18 protein-coding genes are annotated in these 16,085 nt (G+C 31.4%); 7 read left to right on the top strand and 11 right to left on the bottom strand.

The genetic code is table 11. From position 1 onward, the window contains the following. Position 1: 1 nt before the first annotated feature. On the bottom strand, positions 2-2,608 hold the full coding sequence (topA, locus tag AMO19_RS05660; RefSeq protein ID WP_075507664.1) for a type I DNA topoisomerase: 2,607 nt from the start codon (positions 2,606-2,608) through the stop codon (positions 2-4). 175 nt (positions 2,609-2,783) lie between these two features. Here topA and AMO19_RS05655 point away from each other — a divergent pair, with 175 nt between their 5' ends. Together AMO19_RS05655 and AMO19_RS05650 are read left to right on the top strand one after the other, a co-directional pair. Beyond that, positions 2,784-4,304 carry an NAD(P)H-quinone oxidoreductase subunit N gene (locus AMO19_RS05655; RefSeq protein WP_075507663.1) on the top strand — a complete coding sequence of 507 codons (1,521 nt, stop codon included), beginning with the start codon at positions 2,784-2,786 and terminating at the stop codon, positions 4,302-4,304. 16 nt (positions 4,305-4,320) lie between these two features. Further along, positions 4,321-5,007 carry an ABC transporter ATP-binding protein gene (locus AMO19_RS05650; RefSeq protein WP_075507662.1) on the top strand — a complete coding sequence of 229 codons (687 nt, stop codon included), beginning with the start codon at positions 4,321-4,323 and terminating at the stop codon, positions 5,005-5,007. Positions 5,008-5,009: 2 nt separating this feature from the next. Here the strand turns inward: AMO19_RS05650 and AMO19_RS05645 are convergent, their stop codons facing one another. Next, positions 5,010-5,759: a biotin--[acetyl-CoA-carboxylase] ligase gene (locus AMO19_RS05645; RefSeq protein WP_075507661.1), complete on the bottom strand. Its 750-nt coding sequence runs from the start codon at positions 5,757-5,759 to the stop codon at positions 5,010-5,012. 99 nt (positions 5,760-5,858) lie between these two features. On the opposite strand from AMO19_RS05645, the gene AMO19_RS05640 reads away from it, so the two are divergent. Next, the gene (locus tag AMO19_RS05640; RefSeq protein WP_075508035.1) at positions 5,859-6,320 is read left to right on the top strand and encodes a DUF721 domain-containing protein; all 462 of its coding nucleotides are present in this window, start codon (positions 5,859-5,861) and stop codon (positions 6,318-6,320) included. A 5-nt stretch (positions 6,321-6,325) separates the two neighbouring features. Here AMO19_RS05640 and ubiE read toward each other — a convergent pair whose 3' ends face one another. Further along, on the bottom strand, positions 6,326-7,027 hold the full coding sequence (gene ubiE / locus AMO19_RS05635) for a bifunctional demethylmenaquinone methyltransferase/2-methoxy-6-polyprenyl-1,4-benzoquinol methylase UbiE (protein ID WP_075507660.1): 702 nt from the start codon (positions 7,025-7,027) through the stop codon (positions 6,326-6,328). A gap of 45 nt (positions 7,028-7,072) precedes the next feature. Further along, a complete protein-coding gene (gene hisF, locus AMO19_RS05630; protein ID WP_075507659.1) occupies positions 7,073-7,843 on the bottom strand; it encodes an imidazole glycerol phosphate synthase subunit HisF in 771 nt (256 codons plus the stop codon). A 59-nt stretch (positions 7,844-7,902) separates the two neighbouring features. Here hisF and petP point away from each other — a divergent pair, with 59 nt between their 5' ends. Genes petP through AMO19_RS05615 form a run of 3 tightly spaced genes read left to right on the top strand, consistent with a single transcriptional unit; the run spans position 7,903 to position 10,848 of the window. Beyond that, positions 7,903-8,127 (top strand): cytochrome b6f subunit PetP, encoded by a 225-nt coding sequence (gene petP / locus AMO19_RS05625; protein WP_075507658.1) that lies wholly within the window; start codon positions 7,903-7,905, stop codon positions 8,125-8,127. A gap of 8 nt (positions 8,128-8,135) precedes the next feature. Beyond that, on the top strand, positions 8,136-9,083 hold the full coding sequence (chlG, locus tag AMO19_RS05620) for a chlorophyll synthase ChlG (protein ID WP_075507657.1): 948 nt from the start codon (positions 8,136-8,138) through the stop codon (positions 9,081-9,083). Position 9,084: 1 nt separating this feature from the next. Next, positions 9,085-10,848 (top strand): transglycosylase domain-containing protein, encoded by a 1,764-nt coding sequence (locus AMO19_RS05615; RefSeq protein WP_075507656.1) that lies wholly within the window; start codon positions 9,085-9,087, stop codon positions 10,846-10,848. Positions 10,849-10,863: 15 nt separating this feature from the next. On the opposite strand, the gene AMO19_RS05610 is transcribed toward AMO19_RS05615, so the two are convergent. The 7 genes from AMO19_RS05610 to AMO19_RS05580 all read right to left on the bottom strand — a co-directional run bounded on the left by AMO19_RS05610 (position 10,864) and on the right by AMO19_RS05580 (position 15,314). Continuing rightward, positions 10,864-12,180 (bottom strand): 16S rRNA (cytosine(967)-C(5))-methyltransferase, encoded by a 1,317-nt coding sequence (locus AMO19_RS05610; RefSeq protein ID WP_075507655.1) that lies wholly within the window; start codon positions 12,178-12,180, stop codon positions 10,864-10,866. Positions 12,181-12,394: 214 nt separating this feature from the next. Continuing rightward, a complete protein-coding gene (locus AMO19_RS05605; RefSeq protein WP_025887585.1) occupies positions 12,395-12,574 on the bottom strand; it encodes a hypothetical protein in 180 nt (59 codons plus the stop codon). A 105-nt stretch (positions 12,575-12,679) separates the two neighbouring features. Then, the gene (locus AMO19_RS05600; protein WP_075507654.1) at positions 12,680-14,170 is read right to left on the bottom strand and encodes a cryptochrome/photolyase family protein; all 1,491 of its coding nucleotides are present in this window, start codon (positions 14,168-14,170) and stop codon (positions 12,680-12,682) included. Then, positions 14,167-14,298 carry a DUF2256 domain-containing protein gene (locus AMO19_RS05595; protein WP_075507653.1) on the bottom strand — a complete coding sequence of 44 codons (132 nt, stop codon included), beginning with the start codon at positions 14,296-14,298 and terminating at the stop codon, positions 14,167-14,169. Before AMO19_RS05595 ends, AMO19_RS05600 begins: the two co-directional genes overlap by 4 nt. A gap of 3 nt (positions 14,299-14,301) precedes the next feature. Then, positions 14,302-14,538 (bottom strand): TIGR03643 family protein, encoded by a 237-nt coding sequence (locus AMO19_RS05590; protein ID WP_002806923.1) that lies wholly within the window; start codon positions 14,536-14,538, stop codon positions 14,302-14,304. 2 nt (positions 14,539-14,540) lie between these two features. Further along, complete coding sequence (locus AMO19_RS05585; protein WP_042849887.1) at positions 14,541-14,933, bottom strand: thiol-disulfide oxidoreductase DCC family protein; 393 nt, start codon at positions 14,931-14,933, stop codon at positions 14,541-14,543. Between the two features lie 177 nt (positions 14,934-15,110). Next, positions 15,111-15,314, bottom strand: a complete 204-nt coding sequence (locus AMO19_RS05580) for a hypothetical protein (protein ID WP_075507652.1) — start codon at positions 15,312-15,314, stop codon at positions 15,111-15,113. Positions 15,315-15,410: 96 nt separating this feature from the next. On the opposite strand from AMO19_RS05580, the gene trmH reads away from it, so the two are divergent. Beyond that, complete coding sequence (trmH, locus tag AMO19_RS05575) at positions 15,411-16,082, top strand: tRNA (guanosine(18)-2'-O)-methyltransferase TrmH (protein ID WP_025955266.1); 672 nt, start codon at positions 15,411-15,413, stop codon at positions 16,080-16,082. Positions 16,083-16,085 lie beyond the last annotated feature (3 nt).

The raw sequence follows: 16,085 nt of genomic DNA, 5'->3' as shown, positions 1-16,085 counted from the left end.
TCTAACTTTTCTTTTTCCTTATAGTTTTTTTATTACTAATCTTTGTTTTTTTTAAAATTGCACCTTTTTTATCTTTTAGTTTTTCTTCTAAGAGAGATACTGCTTCATCTATGGTAAATTTTTCTATATCAGTATCTTTAGCAATGGAAACATTAGTTTTGCCACATTTTAAATAGACGCCATATCTTCCATTTAATATTTGAATTTTTTCTTTAAATTCTTTCGGTTTTCCAAAGTCTTTAAGTACCTCTTGACCACCTCTACCCATTTTTGGCATAGCAAGAATTTCTAATGCTCGTTTTATGTCAACAGTAAAAACATCATCCTCTTTCTTTAGTGATCTATTTTCAGATTCAGATTCATTTTTGATCCATTTGATGTAAGGGCCAAATCTTCCTCTATCAGCTTCAACAACTCCTCCTTCAGGATGAACTCCTAACAATCTAGGTAAACTTAAAAGTACAAGAGCCTCATCTAGAGTTAGATCATCAGTTTTCAACTCTTTAGGTAATGAAGCTCTTCTTGGTTTAGCTTTATCTTGATCATTATTTCCCAATTGTACGTAAGGTCCATAAGGGCCAAATCTTAAAAAGACTCGTTCCCCAGTTTTTGGATCAGTTCCAAGATCTGATGGCCCACTTAAAATTTGATCAACTTTCTTTATGTCTAAATCTCCAGGAGTAATATCCATTGGAAGATTACCTTTAGCCAGAATTTCATTACCAGATTCATCAATTTTTGTACCCTCTAGCCAAGGTCCGTTAGAGCCTATTCTTACTACGCAAGGAAGGTCTTCGAAATCAACTTGTCTATAAGCTTTACCATCAATATCACCCTCTGTTTTCTGAACTTTTACCTCCAAACCATTTTTACCTTTATAGAAAGTTTCTAGGTAGGGTAGCCACTCAAGATTACCTGAAGATATTTCATCCAATGAAGATTCCATTTTTGCAGTAAATGTAGTATCAACCAGATCAGGGAAATGTTCTTCTAGTAACGCGGTAACAGCAAAAGCTGTAAACGTTGGAGCTAAAGTATTGGAGGATATATTTGCATAACCTCTATCCACAATTGTCCCTATGATGCTTGCATAGGTAGAAGGTCTTCCAATCCCTTCTTTTTCAAGGACCTTAACTAATGCAGCCTCTGTATATCTTGCAGGAGGTTTAGTTTCATGAAAAGTAGACTCCTTATTAGTAACTTGAAGACATGTTCCTGTTGTTAAGTTTGGGAGAATAATTTCTTGTTGTTCAAGGGACGAACTTGGGTCATCACTCCCCTCCACATAAGCTCTGAAGAATCCCGCAAAATCAATACTTTTTCCACTCGATTTAAATATTCCATCCCCCACTCTAATTTCAGCATTAATCATTGTTAGCCTAGCTTCCGCCATTTGACTAGCTACAGTTCTTTTCCAAATTAAATCGTAAAGAGACAAGTCTCTACCAGTAAGACTAGTTTCCTTTGGTGTTTTAAATGCCTCACCTGCAGGCCTAATAGCTTCGTGTGCTTCTTGAGCATTTCTTGCAGTTGAATTAAATTGTCTTGGTGAGTTAGATAAATATTCTTTTCCATACATAGAACTGACGCACTCTCTAGCAGCTCTTGTGGCTTGTTCTGAAAGATGAACTGAATCAGTCCTCATATATGTTATGAAACCTCTCTCATATAGCCCTTGTGCACATCTCATAGTTTCTCTTGCAGACAAACGAAGCTTCCTGTTTGCTTCTTGTTGTAGTGTGCTAGTTGTAAATGGAGGGACTGGCTTACGAGTGGAAGGTTTTTTTTCGATTTTTGAGACTAACCAATCCTTTGAGGAAAAAGTCTTCAGTAAATCATTTACTTTATCTTCTCCAATTATTAAAGATTTATTTCCTTGTTTTAATTTGCCGGTCTGTTCATCGAAATCGGAACCATTAGAAATTCTTTGACCGTTTAAACTGAATAATTTTGTTTCGAAAGTAACATTATCTTTCACAAGGGAGGCTTTAATACCCCAGTAACTAGCTTTTTTAAAAGATCTTCTTTCTCTCTCTCTCCTAACAAGAAGCCTTACTGAAACTGATTGAACACGACCAGCAGATAATCTGGGGGCTACCTTCTTCCAAAGTAAAGGAGATAATTCATATCCAAAAAGCCTATCCAAGATTCTTCTTGTTTCTTGAGCCTGAACAAGTTCCATATCAATATCTCTAGTTTGGTCTAAAGCTTTATTAATTGCCTTTTTTGTAATTTCATGAAAAACCATTCTCTTAGTTGGTATTTTAGGCTTAAGTATTTGCAGGAGATGCCAACTAATACTCTCTCCCTCTCTATCTTCATCAGTTGCAAGTAATAGCTGGGTTGCACCTTTTAATGCATCTTTCAACTCTTTAACAACCTTTTTTTTATCTTTTGGAACTATATAAAGTGGTTCAAAATCTTCTGTTGTATTAACTCCTATCCTTGACCATTTTTCCTTTTTAACCGCAGCTGGTATTTCAGCAGCTCCTTTTGGAAGATCTCTTACGTGTCCCATTGAAGCGAGAACTTCATAATTAGAAGGCAAAAACTTTCTGATGGTTTTTGCTTTGGTGGGACTTTCAACAATAACAAGTGTGTGATCCAAGGTTTATTTCAAAAATTGGTGTTTTTGTTCAGTTAGGGCATATTATGATTATTTGAAGCTTTTTCAAGTAACTTCTTCTTAAAATTTCAAAAATCATACCCACAAATTATAATCAAGTTAAGATTAACTCTTAGACCCTTACAATCAAACATCTAATTTAATCCAATTTAATAAAGTGCCCAACGAAATCTTTACAATTAATCTAAATGCTCAAGCCATTATTCCAGAGGCTTTTATTCTATTAGGCATTGTTGGAACACTTCTTGTAGATTTAGCTGGAGAAAAAACTGCATCAAAATGGGCACCAATAATTTGCTATTTATCAATAGGCAGCTCACTCGTTAGTTTGGCAATGCAATGGAGTAATCCGGTAGAAAGCGCATTCCTTGGGTCCTTCAATTCAGATAATTTGGCAATAGCATTTAGAGCAATAATTTCTTTATCAACCCTAGTATCTTTACTGATAAGTTGGCGGTATACAGAACAAAGTGGTAGCCCAATTGGCGAGTTTGCTGCGATAGTTCTTTCGGCCACCCTTGGCGCAATGCTTTTGTGTGGATCTACTGACCTTATTAGTGTATTTATATCTCTCGAAACTTTATCCGTAGCAAGTTACTTACTTTCTGGTTACCTCAAGAGAGATCCAAGAAGTTCAGAAGCGGCCTTAAAATACCTCCTTGTTGGATCAGCTGCTGCTGCGGTCTATTTGTATGGATCCTCTTTTCTTTATGGATTAAGTGGTTCAACGAACTTAGCGACCATAGGTTTAGAAATTATCAATAAGCCATCCTTTATTACTTCACTAGCTCTTGTATTTGTCTTATCAACAGTTGCCTTTAAAATTGCTGCTGTTCCCTTTCATCAATGGACTCCTGATGTATATGAAGGTTCACCTACACCTGTAGTAGCTTTTTTATCTGTTGGTTCAAAAACAGCGGGCTTTGCATTTGCGATAAGAATATTAAGCACAACTTTCTCTTCTTTTGACGAAGAATGGAAACTTTTATTTACCATTTTGGCCATATTGAGCATGGCTCTAGGAAATGTTGTAGCTCTAGCTCAAACCTCAATGAAAAGGATGCTAGCTTACAGTTCTATTGGACAAGCAGGATTCGTAATGATTGGAATAGTATCTGGAACACAAGATGGTTTATCAGCGGCTGTTTTATATTTGGCTGCATATTTGTTTATGAATTTGGGTGCATTTTCCTGTGTAATACTTTTCTCACTTCGAACTGGTTCTGACAGAATTCTTGATTACTCAGGACTTTACCAAAAAGATCCTCTAATTACATTAGGCTTAAGCCTTTGTCTTCTATCTCTTGGAGGTTTACCTCCAATGCTAGGATTTTTTGGAAAGATATACTTGTTCTTTGCAGGTTGGGCAAATCATCAATATCTATTAGTAATAGTTGGTTTAGTAACTTCAGTTATATCTATTTATTACTACATTTCAGTGATAAAAATGATGGTAGTTAAAGAACCACAAGAAGCTTCTGAAATAGTCAAATCATATCCTGAAATTAATTGGGGAATTGTAGGATTACCTCCCTTGAGAATTGCACTTTATACTTGTGTCGCAGTAACCGCTCTTGGAGGAATCCTTTCTAATCCTCTTTTTAAATTAGCTAATACAGCTGTTTCAGAAACTCCTTTCTTACAAGATATTATTGCTACAGCAAACAATATTTCCTAGAAGAGTTCTTCAATAAATGTCTAAGAAAGTCGCGAGTTTAAAAAATATATCTAAAACATATGGGAAAGAAGATCTAACTGTTAAAGCCTTAGACAGCATAAACTTAGAAATTTATAAAGGTGATTATTTAGCTGTAATGGGAGCTAGTGGCTCAGGCAAAAGTACAGCTATGAATATTATTGGATGTCTAGATAGACCATCTGAAGGTATTTATAAATTAAATGGAATTCCTGTTGAGAATTTATCTGATGATGAGCTCGCGGAAATACGTAACCAAAAATTAGGCTTTGTTTTTCAACAATTTCATCTTCTCTCGGACGCAACTGCACTTGAAAATGTTACTTTGCCAATGATTTATGCTGGTATTGATCCTGAGCAAAGATTAGAGAGAGGTAAGAATGCTTTAACAAAAGTTGGCCTCTCAGAAAGAATGAATAATCGTCCAAACCAATTATCCGGAGGTCAACAGCAACGAGTTGCTATTGCGAGGGCTATTATAAATAACCCTGCAATTTTATTAGCAGATGAACCTACTGGAGCACTAGATTCAAAAACCACTGAAGATGTATTAGATCTTTTTGACAAACTGCATGAATCTGGAATAACTATAGTTTTAGTTACCCATGAAGATGAAGTTGCAAATCGCGCAAAAAAAATAGCCAAATTTAAAGATGGAAGAATAGTTGAATTAAAAGTAAATTAAATTCAAAACCTTCTAATTACTTTCAGTTGAGTTTCATTTTCAATTCTTAAATTCCCATTGGAATCAATATCTTTAATTTTCCATTTATGAGGACAATAACCACTAGGTAAAAAACTTTTAGTAAGAAACTTATTTGCAGATTTAATCACATATTCTTTCTTTTTATTACATTCAATTGAATCATAAAAAGCTTTAAGAACTTTGGCTGTCCAATAATGTTGATTAATATTCTTAGTTTGAAGTACTTTTGATAATGAAATACCCTCTGATGGAGTGTAATTTAAAACATTCATGCCAAGTCCTACTCTTACATAGATAATTTCTTTGCCTCTTGTTATCACCCTTGGTAAAAATCCAATCAACTTTTTTGAACCAAAAAAAATATCATTTGGCCATTTCAAACAAACATTTATATTCTCTTGTCTAAGCATTTCACATAACTTAATGCCTAAAGACAAATTAAATATTTGACATGCAAATTCTTTTGAAAATATTGGGTAAGCTGCACTTAACCAAATCCCGCCTTTTGGAGAAAACCAAGTTTTTGAGTTTTGGCCAACCCCTAAGAACTGTTCTCTTGCGATTATCGCTACTGGCTGATTTTTCTTTATTTCAGAATATCCAAGCAGGCTTGTTAGCTCATTTTCGGTACTTTTACATTTTATTTTGTAAAGAAGTCTCCAGCTTGGATATTGACCCTGAATTTTTTTTAAATAAAAAACTGTCTTAGCTGCAGGTCCAATAACTTTCACAAATTCTTTATTAAAACAACGAGCATCTTTTCGAAGATTAGATTAACTTTAGTCTTAATAAGTAAATTTTACAAATTGGACAAAAAGTATTTGCCAATAGTGAATAAAAGGAATCCACATCCATTAAAAAATTGTCTTGATAATTTCAAAAAATCATGGGGAGATTTAGATAAACTTTCCAAAATCAATGAAAACTGGAAGAACTTAATCGGTTTGGAACTATTTCAAGAATGCAAACCATTAAATATTGAAAAAAAAATACTTACTATTGCAGTAAATCATCCACAGTGGCGACAAGCTTTAATTTATAACAAGCATAAATTAAAAGAGAGAATCGAGAAAATTGGAATAACTTTGAATGAAATAAAAATAATACAAAATTATGAAATTAAAAATAAAAATATTAAAGCTAATAATGCAAAGATAATTTGGGCGAATCATCCAAGCAGAATCCATCAAAATAATATGTGCATTTGTACTTTCTGTAATTCCCCAACTCCTGAGGGCGAAATCAAAAGATGGGGAAAGTGTTCTTTTTGTTGGAGAAAAATAAATAACTAAATTCTTTATTTAGTTAAAATTAGTATTCCCATTTGCCCCCCCAAAATAGTCTTATATTCAGCTTTTTTAAATCCAACTTCCATAGCAATATTTATCAATTCTTTTTTCTTTGGAAAATTTCTAATACTTTTCTCAATATATGCGTACTCTGGACCCATATTAAAAAGCTGCGAAATGGTTACTACAATTAATCTCAAATAAATTTTCTGGAAAATATTTGATAAAGAATTTTTTTTTGAGTGATTAAAATCCAAAAATCCTGCCCTTCCTTTATCCTTCAAAAGATAAAAAACTTTTTTTATTCCTTCTTCAACATTATTCAAGTTTCTAAGTCCATATGACATGCAAATCCCATCAAAATTTTTTGAATGATCATTAATTTCCAATACATCTTGAATTTCCCACTTAATAAATTTATTTTTTTTTTGCTCTGATTTTTTCTTTGCAATATTTAAGATATCCTCTGCACTGTCAATTCCAGTAATTGAGCCCATTGGACTTACTCTCTCAGAAATTAAGAATGCTAAATCTCCAGTTCCACAGCATAAATCAGCCCAATCTTCACCATTTAAAGGTTCCAATAAATTAACTAATTTCCTTTTCCATAATCTGTGCAGCCCAAAACTTAATAGATTATTTAAAAAGTCATATTTATGAGAAATTTTATTAAATATATTTTTGACTTCGATAGTTTTTGTGAATTTCATTTTTAAAGTTTTAACTTATTTCTTTTTGGTATTAAATTAAATTTTTTATTCATATGGTCTAATTGGAAGTTTTTTTTCTAGGAGGAAAGTCTTTATTTCTCTTAAAGAAAGTTTCTTATCATGAAGTAATGATGCTAAAAGTGCGGCAGATGCCCTGCCTTCATTGAAAACATCATAGATATCTTCTAAACAACCCGCTCCTCCAGAAGCAATCACTGGGATGTTAACAATATTGGCAACAGATTCAGTCAGATGTAAATCATATCCATTCTGCGTGCCATCACCATCCATTGAAGTAAGTAAAATTTCCCCTGCGCCTAACTCCTCAACTTTCTTTGCCCAACTTAATACATCTATTCCAGTATTTTCTCTCCCTCCTTTCACATATACCTCCCATTCATCAGTCTTATTAACTTTTCTTTTCGCATCAATTGCTATCACGATACATTGATTGCCAAATTCTCTAGAACTTTTAGAAATTAAATCTGGATTTCTAACAGCAGAAGAATTCAAACTCACTTTGTCTGCTCCAGCTCTCAAAAGATCATTAATTGAAGAAACAGAATCTATTCCTCCACCTACTGTAAATGGGATTTTTACTGATTTTGCGGTCCTAGAGACAAGGTCAACTAATATATTTCTATTTTCTACACTAGCTCTAATATCTAAGAATACTAATTCATCTGCGCCCTCATCAGAATACCTACAAGCCAATTCAACAGGATCGCCTGAGTCTCTCAAGTTAACAAAATTTACACCTTTAACCACTCTGCCATGGGCGACATCTAAACAAGGAATTAAACGAAGAGCTACCATTTTAGTAAAAATTGTCCAAATGCTGTTAATCTTGCATAATAGCTTCCATTTTACCTCTTATGGCTGAAACAAACTTATTACCTAAAATCGGTAGTAAAATCAAAATTAACATTAACAAAGTAAAAGATAGATTACCAGCAAAATTAATAGATCAAATATCCTCGAGTCCTAAAGCCGTAATTACTGGCTATAAAATGACAGACGGCAGAAGTATTGGAATCACCGCAAAATTTCAGAATGGTGAGCAAAATTGGTTTTTCCCAGAAGAAATTGAGAAAGGTTAAAGAGTAAAGTGAATGATCCAAAACAACTATTAGGAATTAAGGGTGCTTCTGAAACATCGAGTATATGGAAACTCCGTATACAGTTAATGAAACCCATAACGTGGATCCCTTTGATATGGGGAGTTATTTGTGGAGCAGCTGCAAGTGGGAATTTTGAATGGACATTTAGTAATGTTCTAGCTTCATTAGCATGTATGTTGATGAGTGGACCGCTTCTGGCTGGTTATACCCAAACCATAAATGATTTTTTTGATAAAGAAATTGATGCAATTAATGAACCGAATAGACCAATTCCTTCTGGGAAAATTTCAATTAAAGATGTAAAAATACAAATCTGGGTATTACTTATAGCGGGTTTAATAGTTGCTTTTTTATTAGATATATATGCTAAGCACAGCTTCCCCTCCGTCTTACTTTTGGCATTAGGAGGTTCCTTTGTTAGTTATATATATTCTGCTCCACCACTCAAATTAAAACAGAATGGTTGGCTTGGAAATTATGCATTAGGGGCATCTTATATTGCTTTACCTTGGTGGGCAGGACAAGCCTTGTTTGGGAAATTAACAATCGTGACGGCGATACTAACACTTGCTTATAGCCTCTCAGGACTTGGAATTGCTGTTATTAATGATTTCAAAAGTGTTGAAGGAGACTCAAAGCTAGGCTTAAATTCTCTACCAGTAGTATTTGGAATTAAAAATGCAAGTAGAATAAGTGCAGGACTGATTGATATTTTTCAATTAGCAATGGTTGTAGTGTTAGTCGTTATTGGCCAACATTTAGCCTCTGTAATTTTGGTTTTATTGGTAATTCCACAAATTACATTTCAAGATATGTGGTTACTAAGAGATCCTCTAAAGTTTGATGTCAAATATCAAGCAAGTGCCCAACCGTTCCTTATAACTGGAATGTTAGTTACAGCTTTAGCGATAGGACATAGTTTTTTAGTTGCTTAAGGTGCAAAAGATTAAATTCAAATCTTTTGTTTTAATAATTCCAATATTAATTTTTTCTGGGATATATTTTTATTTTTTTAGTCTAATATCTAGTACCTTAAAATTTGACGTATCTAAAAATAAAAAGTCTCGGGAAACCAAATATTCTTATGTAATAACATCCTCTGATAATAAGATACTAAGCAAATTAAGCCGCAAATTTGAAATAGATAATAGTAATAATAAAATTCCATTTTTTCTTAAACATTCTTTTGTATCTTCTGAGGATAAAAGATTTTATAAACATAATGGAATAGATTTAAAAAGTATTTCACGTGCCCTTATTAAAAATATTAGAAGTGGTTATGTTAGAGAGGGAGGAAGTACGATTACACAACAAGTTGCTAGATTACTTTTTCTAAATAATGATTTAAGTTTTCAAAGAAAAATCAAAGAAATATTTATATCACTCATACTTGAATTTAGATATAACAAAAATCAAATTTTAAAATTATATTTAAATAATATTTATCTAGGATCAGGAGCTTATGGGATAAACGAGGCCGCCCAGGTTTATTTTGGAAAATTTATAGAAGAATTGACATTATCAGAGATCGCATTAATTGCAGGATTAGCTCCAGCTCCATCAATTTATTCACCTTATCAAAATTTAGAACTAGCTATTAAAAATAGAAATAAAGTTCTTGAATCAATGTATGTTGATGGATATATTTCTCTTGCAAATAAGAATAAGGCTATTAAAGAAAAAATAAAATTAAATTATCAAACAGCTGATAATTTTTTAGATGATAAATTACTAATTAACTTTATTCTTCTGGAAACAGATAAAAGAATCGGAAGTAAAAATGATTATAAGTTTTTAAGAATTAAATCTTCAATAAACAAAGATTGGCAAGAAAAAGGTCAACAAATATCAAGATATGCTGGGCCTAAAGAACTTGAATTTGCACTGTTATCTATCGAATCAAACACAGGACTAATTAGGACAATGATAACCAGCAAACATCCATCAATTAATGAATACAATAGAGTGATTTCATCTGTAAGACCTTTAGGTTCTACTTTTAAAATAATCCCTTATACTGCTGCATTAATAGAAGGAATAAAATTAAGCGATAAATTTGAAGACTTACCAAAATGCTGGGAAAGTTATTGCCCAAAAAATTTTTCAGAAGACTATCGAGGTTCAATATCTTTGATTGAATCATTTAAAAGTTCATCAAATATCGTTCCAATATCAATAACAAAAAAAATCGGCTTAAAAAAAATTATTAATTTAGCTAATTCATTTGGACTAGGTTACGAGCAAGAGTTTGAGGAATTCCCATCATTAGCTATTGGCTCCTACGGAGATAATCTTTTAAACATCACAAATGCATATTCTGCAATAAACAATAATGGTAAGATTCAAAGCCCTGAAATCATAGAAAAAATAGAATCATTTAAAAAAAAGCCTATTTGGGAAAACAAATCTATTTCCAAGAAAATATTAGATTTAAAAATAAACAAGAAAATAAATAAACTTCTTAAAAAATCTGTAAAAGAAGGTACTTCAAAAGCAGCCTCAATAAAAGGAAAGAAAATTTATGGGAAAACAGGAACATCTGATGGAAATAAAGATCTCTGGTTTATTGGTTCCATTGATAACCTTACAACAGGGATCTGGATAGGTTACGACGATAATAAGGAATCTGCATTATCTAGTGGTAATGCAGCTTATTTATGGAAGAAGTTCATATCTGAAATTTATAAAATTCCAATTTAAAAATAAATTATATTTTCAAGATTTATAAGAAATTATTGCAGAGTAAAATCCATCACCAGGATAATCCAAGCTAGGTAAAATTTGCTTTTGGCTAACCAATTTTAAAGTTTTGTTTTTTTTAATAAATCGTTCAATTAATAGATTATTTTCATCGGGACAAATAGTACAAGTTGAATAAACTAAAGTGCCATCTTTTTTCAAAAGAGGGAAAATACTATCTAAAAGTTTTTCCTGCAATAAAGTTAAAGATTTTATTTTTTCTTTACTTAAAGACCATCTAGAATCTGGATTCCTGGAAAGGGTTCCAATGCCCGAACATGGAGCGTCTAATAAAATCTTATCAAAATAAGATATAAACTTAGGATTTAATTCAATCAAACTAGTAGCATCAGCCTTAAGTGTATTGACAGATTTCAAATTTAACCTTTCTAAATTTGATTGCAGTATTTTCAATCTTTTTGCTGATCTATCTACGGCAATGATTTCAGCACTATCATTTGTTAATTCTGCAAGGTGGGTAGACTTACTTCCTGGAGCTGCACAAGCATCTAAAATCTTTTCACCTTCTTTTGGATTTAAAAGAGGTGCTATCCACTGAGAAGATCTATCTTGAATTGTCCAAAGTCCATCACTATACCCTGGTAAATTTTTTATAGATCTTGGATTAGATTTTAAAGTAATTCCATTATGTAAATCATTAATAATTTCAGCATCAATATTATTTTCATGAAGTACTTTCAAAAAGTTATCTAAATTAGTTTTTAATTGGTTAATTCTCAAATCAATTGATGGTTTTTTATTAAATGCCTTAATGATATTTTCGCCCTCGCTATTGCCGACCCATCTATAAAGATCCTTCACAAGCCATAATGGAAATGATTCAAGATATGAAATTCTTTCTTTTCTATCAGAAGATAATTCCGGAAAGATTTTTTGATCTAATTTTCTTGATGCATTTCTCAATATCGCATTAACAGTTCCCGCTAAACCATTTAAATCTGTTTTTTTAGCTACTTCTACAGTGGTAGAAATAGCAGCAGGAAATGGAATTTTATCCATTTTCAATAGTTGATACAAACCTATATGTAGAAGCCATCTTAACTTTGGAGGCTGCTTTTTATGAGTAATTTTTGATGTATGATCCGTCCAAAGATCAAGAAATTTTCTATACCTTATGCATCCAAAAGATAATTCCGTAATAAAAGCTATATCAAGAGGATTAAATTGATAATTTTTTAAAACCTTTTCAAGAGCATGATCAGAAAAATCACCAGAACTAACTTTTAATAAAATTTCCCAAGCTGCCTTTCTTTGTAAATATCCTATGCTCAAAATATAATTAATTTTTTAAATATAACTTTAATATACAAAAAATTCAAAAATTTAAACTACTTTTTCAATTGCAGAATTAAACCAAATAAAACCTAAGATAGAGATAAGTGAAAGATTAAATCCTAAAAAAAGAAAGATATTTAAAGAATGGATTCTTTCCCGAAAAAATTTTTTTTTCTCTTTTTGATACTTCATTATTAAAATAAAAACTTATTCAGGATTTCAAACGGCAACCAATATTGATAGATCCTGCATCAAGCATTCTGCCTAGTTTAATTGCTATGGATTCCTCCAGCCTAGTGAAATTAGATTGATGTGTAGTTATCCAATCTAATTCAGAAAAAGTGATTATTCCCGTCGAATTACTTTTTAAAAAAAGTGTTCCAATTTCCATTAGATAAATCTAATTTTTTCTAAATTAACATCCGTACTTAATATTTCTTCTTAACATAATATTCTTTTAATTTTTCAAAGACAACTGAAGGTTATTACTCTTAATTTATTGAATATCTCTTAAAAATTTATCGGCCGTTTTTAAGTGATTATTTAATTTTTCCTCTGACATTTTATCGAGATTTCTCGTTAACATTGCCAGACGATATTGCTTTCTAAAAAAGCTTTCATTATCTTTAATAAATTTCCAAAATAAGCCATCCCATATTTCACACCATGGGCCACTTTTGAAATTAGACATTTTCTTTACATAATTAGAGCTTGATATATATGGCTTTGTTGAAAAGATACCTCCATCACTAAACTGACTCATTCCGTAAACATTTGGGACCATAACCCAATCATAGGAATCAATAAACATTTCCATAAACCATTTATAAACTTGGTTGGGGTGAATTCTACATAGAAGCATAAAGTTGCCAACAATCATTAGCCTCTCAATATGATGACAATAACCAAATTTAATAATATTTTTTATAACAACGTCTACTGGTTCAATTCCTGTATTTCCTTGATAAAAAGATTTTGGAATTGGCTTATCTTCAAAATTCCAAAAATTACTATTTCGCATCTTTGTTCCGTACTTTTTATAGACGAGGCAAATAAATTCTCTCCATCCAATAATTTGCCGAATAAAACCCTCTAGAGAGTTAATAGGAACATTATTATTTTTTGCAAAAAGTAATGCTTTATTTACTACTACATCTGGGGTTAATAAGCCGATATTTAAAAGAGGAGAAAGTAAACTGTGCCATAAAAAAGAATTTTCTTTAGAAATAGCATCCTCATAATCTCCAAATAAGAAAAATCTATGTTTAAAAAAATCATTTAACCATGCATCTGCCTCTTCAAAATTAGTTGGATATAAAAAGTTGTTACTTTCTCCAATAAACTCAATATCAAAATTGGCTAATGACCTTTCTGCATTAACTACAAATTTATTTTTTTGTAATTTAGGTGTATCGGGTATATTTATTTTTTTTGGTAATTTTTTTCTGTTCATTTCATCGAAACTCCATTTACCACCTTCAGGTGTATCATCAGGATTAACTAATATCTTTTGGCTCTTTCTTTGATTCTCATAAAATCTCCCCATAAGAGGTTTTTTTGTATTTGATGCAAATAAATCTTTTAAATCTTCACAGCTCATAAACATAGGAGAAGGCAAAATATTTAAAGCTAAATTATTACTTTCAACAAAATTATTAATCCTCTTCATTATTAAAAAATCATGAGGGTCAATGAGATTTATTTTCTGATATTTATTTTTAATAAGTTCCGATAAATGATCAACTGTAGAAACATTATTCTTGTTTTCGATATATAAAACTTTAAAGCCAGATATTTCTAAATAATTTTTATAAGCGAGCATAGATGCTCTATGAAAAACTAACTTATTTTTATGGTTAATTAATTTATGAAATTTATCATTTCCAAAAAATAATGAGTCTTCCAAAATCAAAACTTCACAATTTATTTTTAAGATTGGGCTTTCTCTAAAAAGTTGATTGGGGAAAATAATTGATATTTGTTTCATCTTTGCGACTTTCTGTTACTGCATCTTTTTGAACAGTAGATAACATCATCCCAACACTTTTTCCATTTTTTACGCCACTCAAATGGCCTATTGCAAACAGGACAAGTTTTAGTAGAAAGATTTTTCAAAATTTATAATTTTCTTTTATGAGTAGATTTAAATCTAGTTGAATCTTTAAGGGCCATATGTTTTGTATTTCTTCCCGAAACTCTCTTTCTCCAGACTTTGAAAGATTTGGGTTTAAGATTTTGACGCATAATTTTTATCGCATCTTCCTCTTTTAAACCAAATTGATACTCGATAGCTTCAAAGGGTGTTCTATCTTCCCAACACATTTCTATTATTCTGTCTATATCGATACTTTCCATATTTATTGTTCACATTGTGAGGTACAAAGTTTTTCAATATCGGATCTACCTGTAATTTGAAGTCTATATTTTGCCCAATATCTGTAAACCAATCTCAATAATGGAGATAAGAGCTTAATCTTCAAGGGATAATAAACCCAACCTAAACCAACTAATTCATAAGAATATGCAAGTACATCTAGTCCCCTAATAATTTCACCATTTTCAATAATCCCATGCAGGTTTGACATAGCTTCTGAATATGAGATGTCATTAAAAAGACTTTGATCATAATCCTTACTATTAATATCTATAAATGCAATTTGATTTAAGGTATCTCTTTTTTTAAGAAAATTTGTTTCCCTCAAACAAAGTGGACAACCACCATCGAATAAAAAGGTTAATTTATTTTTCATATTTTTATTCAAATATAGAAATTAAATAACTTTTTTGTGGAATAAAAAAATTTTTTTAGAGTACAAGCTTTATAAAGCCTTAATAATTGCCAGTTCTAATTTAGTGAAATTATATTATCTTGTTAATTAATAAACCATTGATTAAGGGATACATCAATGGTTTAAAACTATTTATGATCAGTCATCTAGAAGATGAACTCCTTCTCCTACGTCAGGGGTGAATTTACAATATTTTTCAAAAATAAGTCCAACACCTCGCATTTTTTCTCCTAATTCATCGTTAAATTTATTCCATTCTTCCGATTCACGATCAGGTAAATTCCAACCTTGTTTTTCTACCATGCTTGTTATTAATGTATAGTCCCATTCTATGTATGCCATTGAGTTAAATTAAACTACCAAAATATTATAAACCAAGAGATTTAATAGGTAATCAATATTTTTTAAATATAATTTAAAAGTGTGAACTAATTATAAATGTCAATTTTGCCGAGAAGATTTGAACGAATCAAAAATGTTTTAGATTGCAGAATGAAAAACTTGACTGTTTTAGTTGAGGATGTCAATAAACCACATAATTTATCGGCGATATTAAGGACATGTGATGCGGCAGGAGTTTTCGAAGCAAATTTTATTAGCAAAACGAATGCTGTTAAGACTTTTAATAGTACAGCTCAAGGAAGTCAAAAATGGGTAAAACTGAATAATCATGAAAACACTATCACTGCAATATCTGATTTAAAGAATAAGGGCTTTAAATTATATGGAACGACTCTTAATAGTGAATCAGTAGATTATAGAAATTTTGATTATTCTCAAAATACATGTTTTGTTTTAGGAGCAGAAAAATGGGGACTAAGTAATGAACTTATATCAATGGTTGATCAATCAATTTTTATACCTATGAGAGGTATGGTTCAATCTCTGAATGTTTCAGTTGCTGCTTCTATATTATTATTTGAAGCTGTTCGCCAAAGAAAAAATAAAGGTATATTGCCCGCTAATGGAGAAGGGTTAAATATGGATGAATATCAAAAAACACTTTTTGAATGGTGTTACCCAGAATTAGCTGCGGTGTATAAAAAATCAGCTAAAGAATATCCAAAGTTGAATGATCAAGGAGAACTTGATCCTGTTACAGATAACTAAATT

The sequence above is a fragment of the Prochlorococcus marinus genome, from assembly GCF_001180245.1.
GTDB classification, from domain to species: domain Bacteria; phylum Cyanobacteriota; class Cyanobacteriia; order PCC-6307; family Cyanobiaceae; genus Prochlorococcus_A; species Prochlorococcus_A marinus_F.
This window is presented reverse-complemented; position numbering and strand designations above follow the sequence as displayed.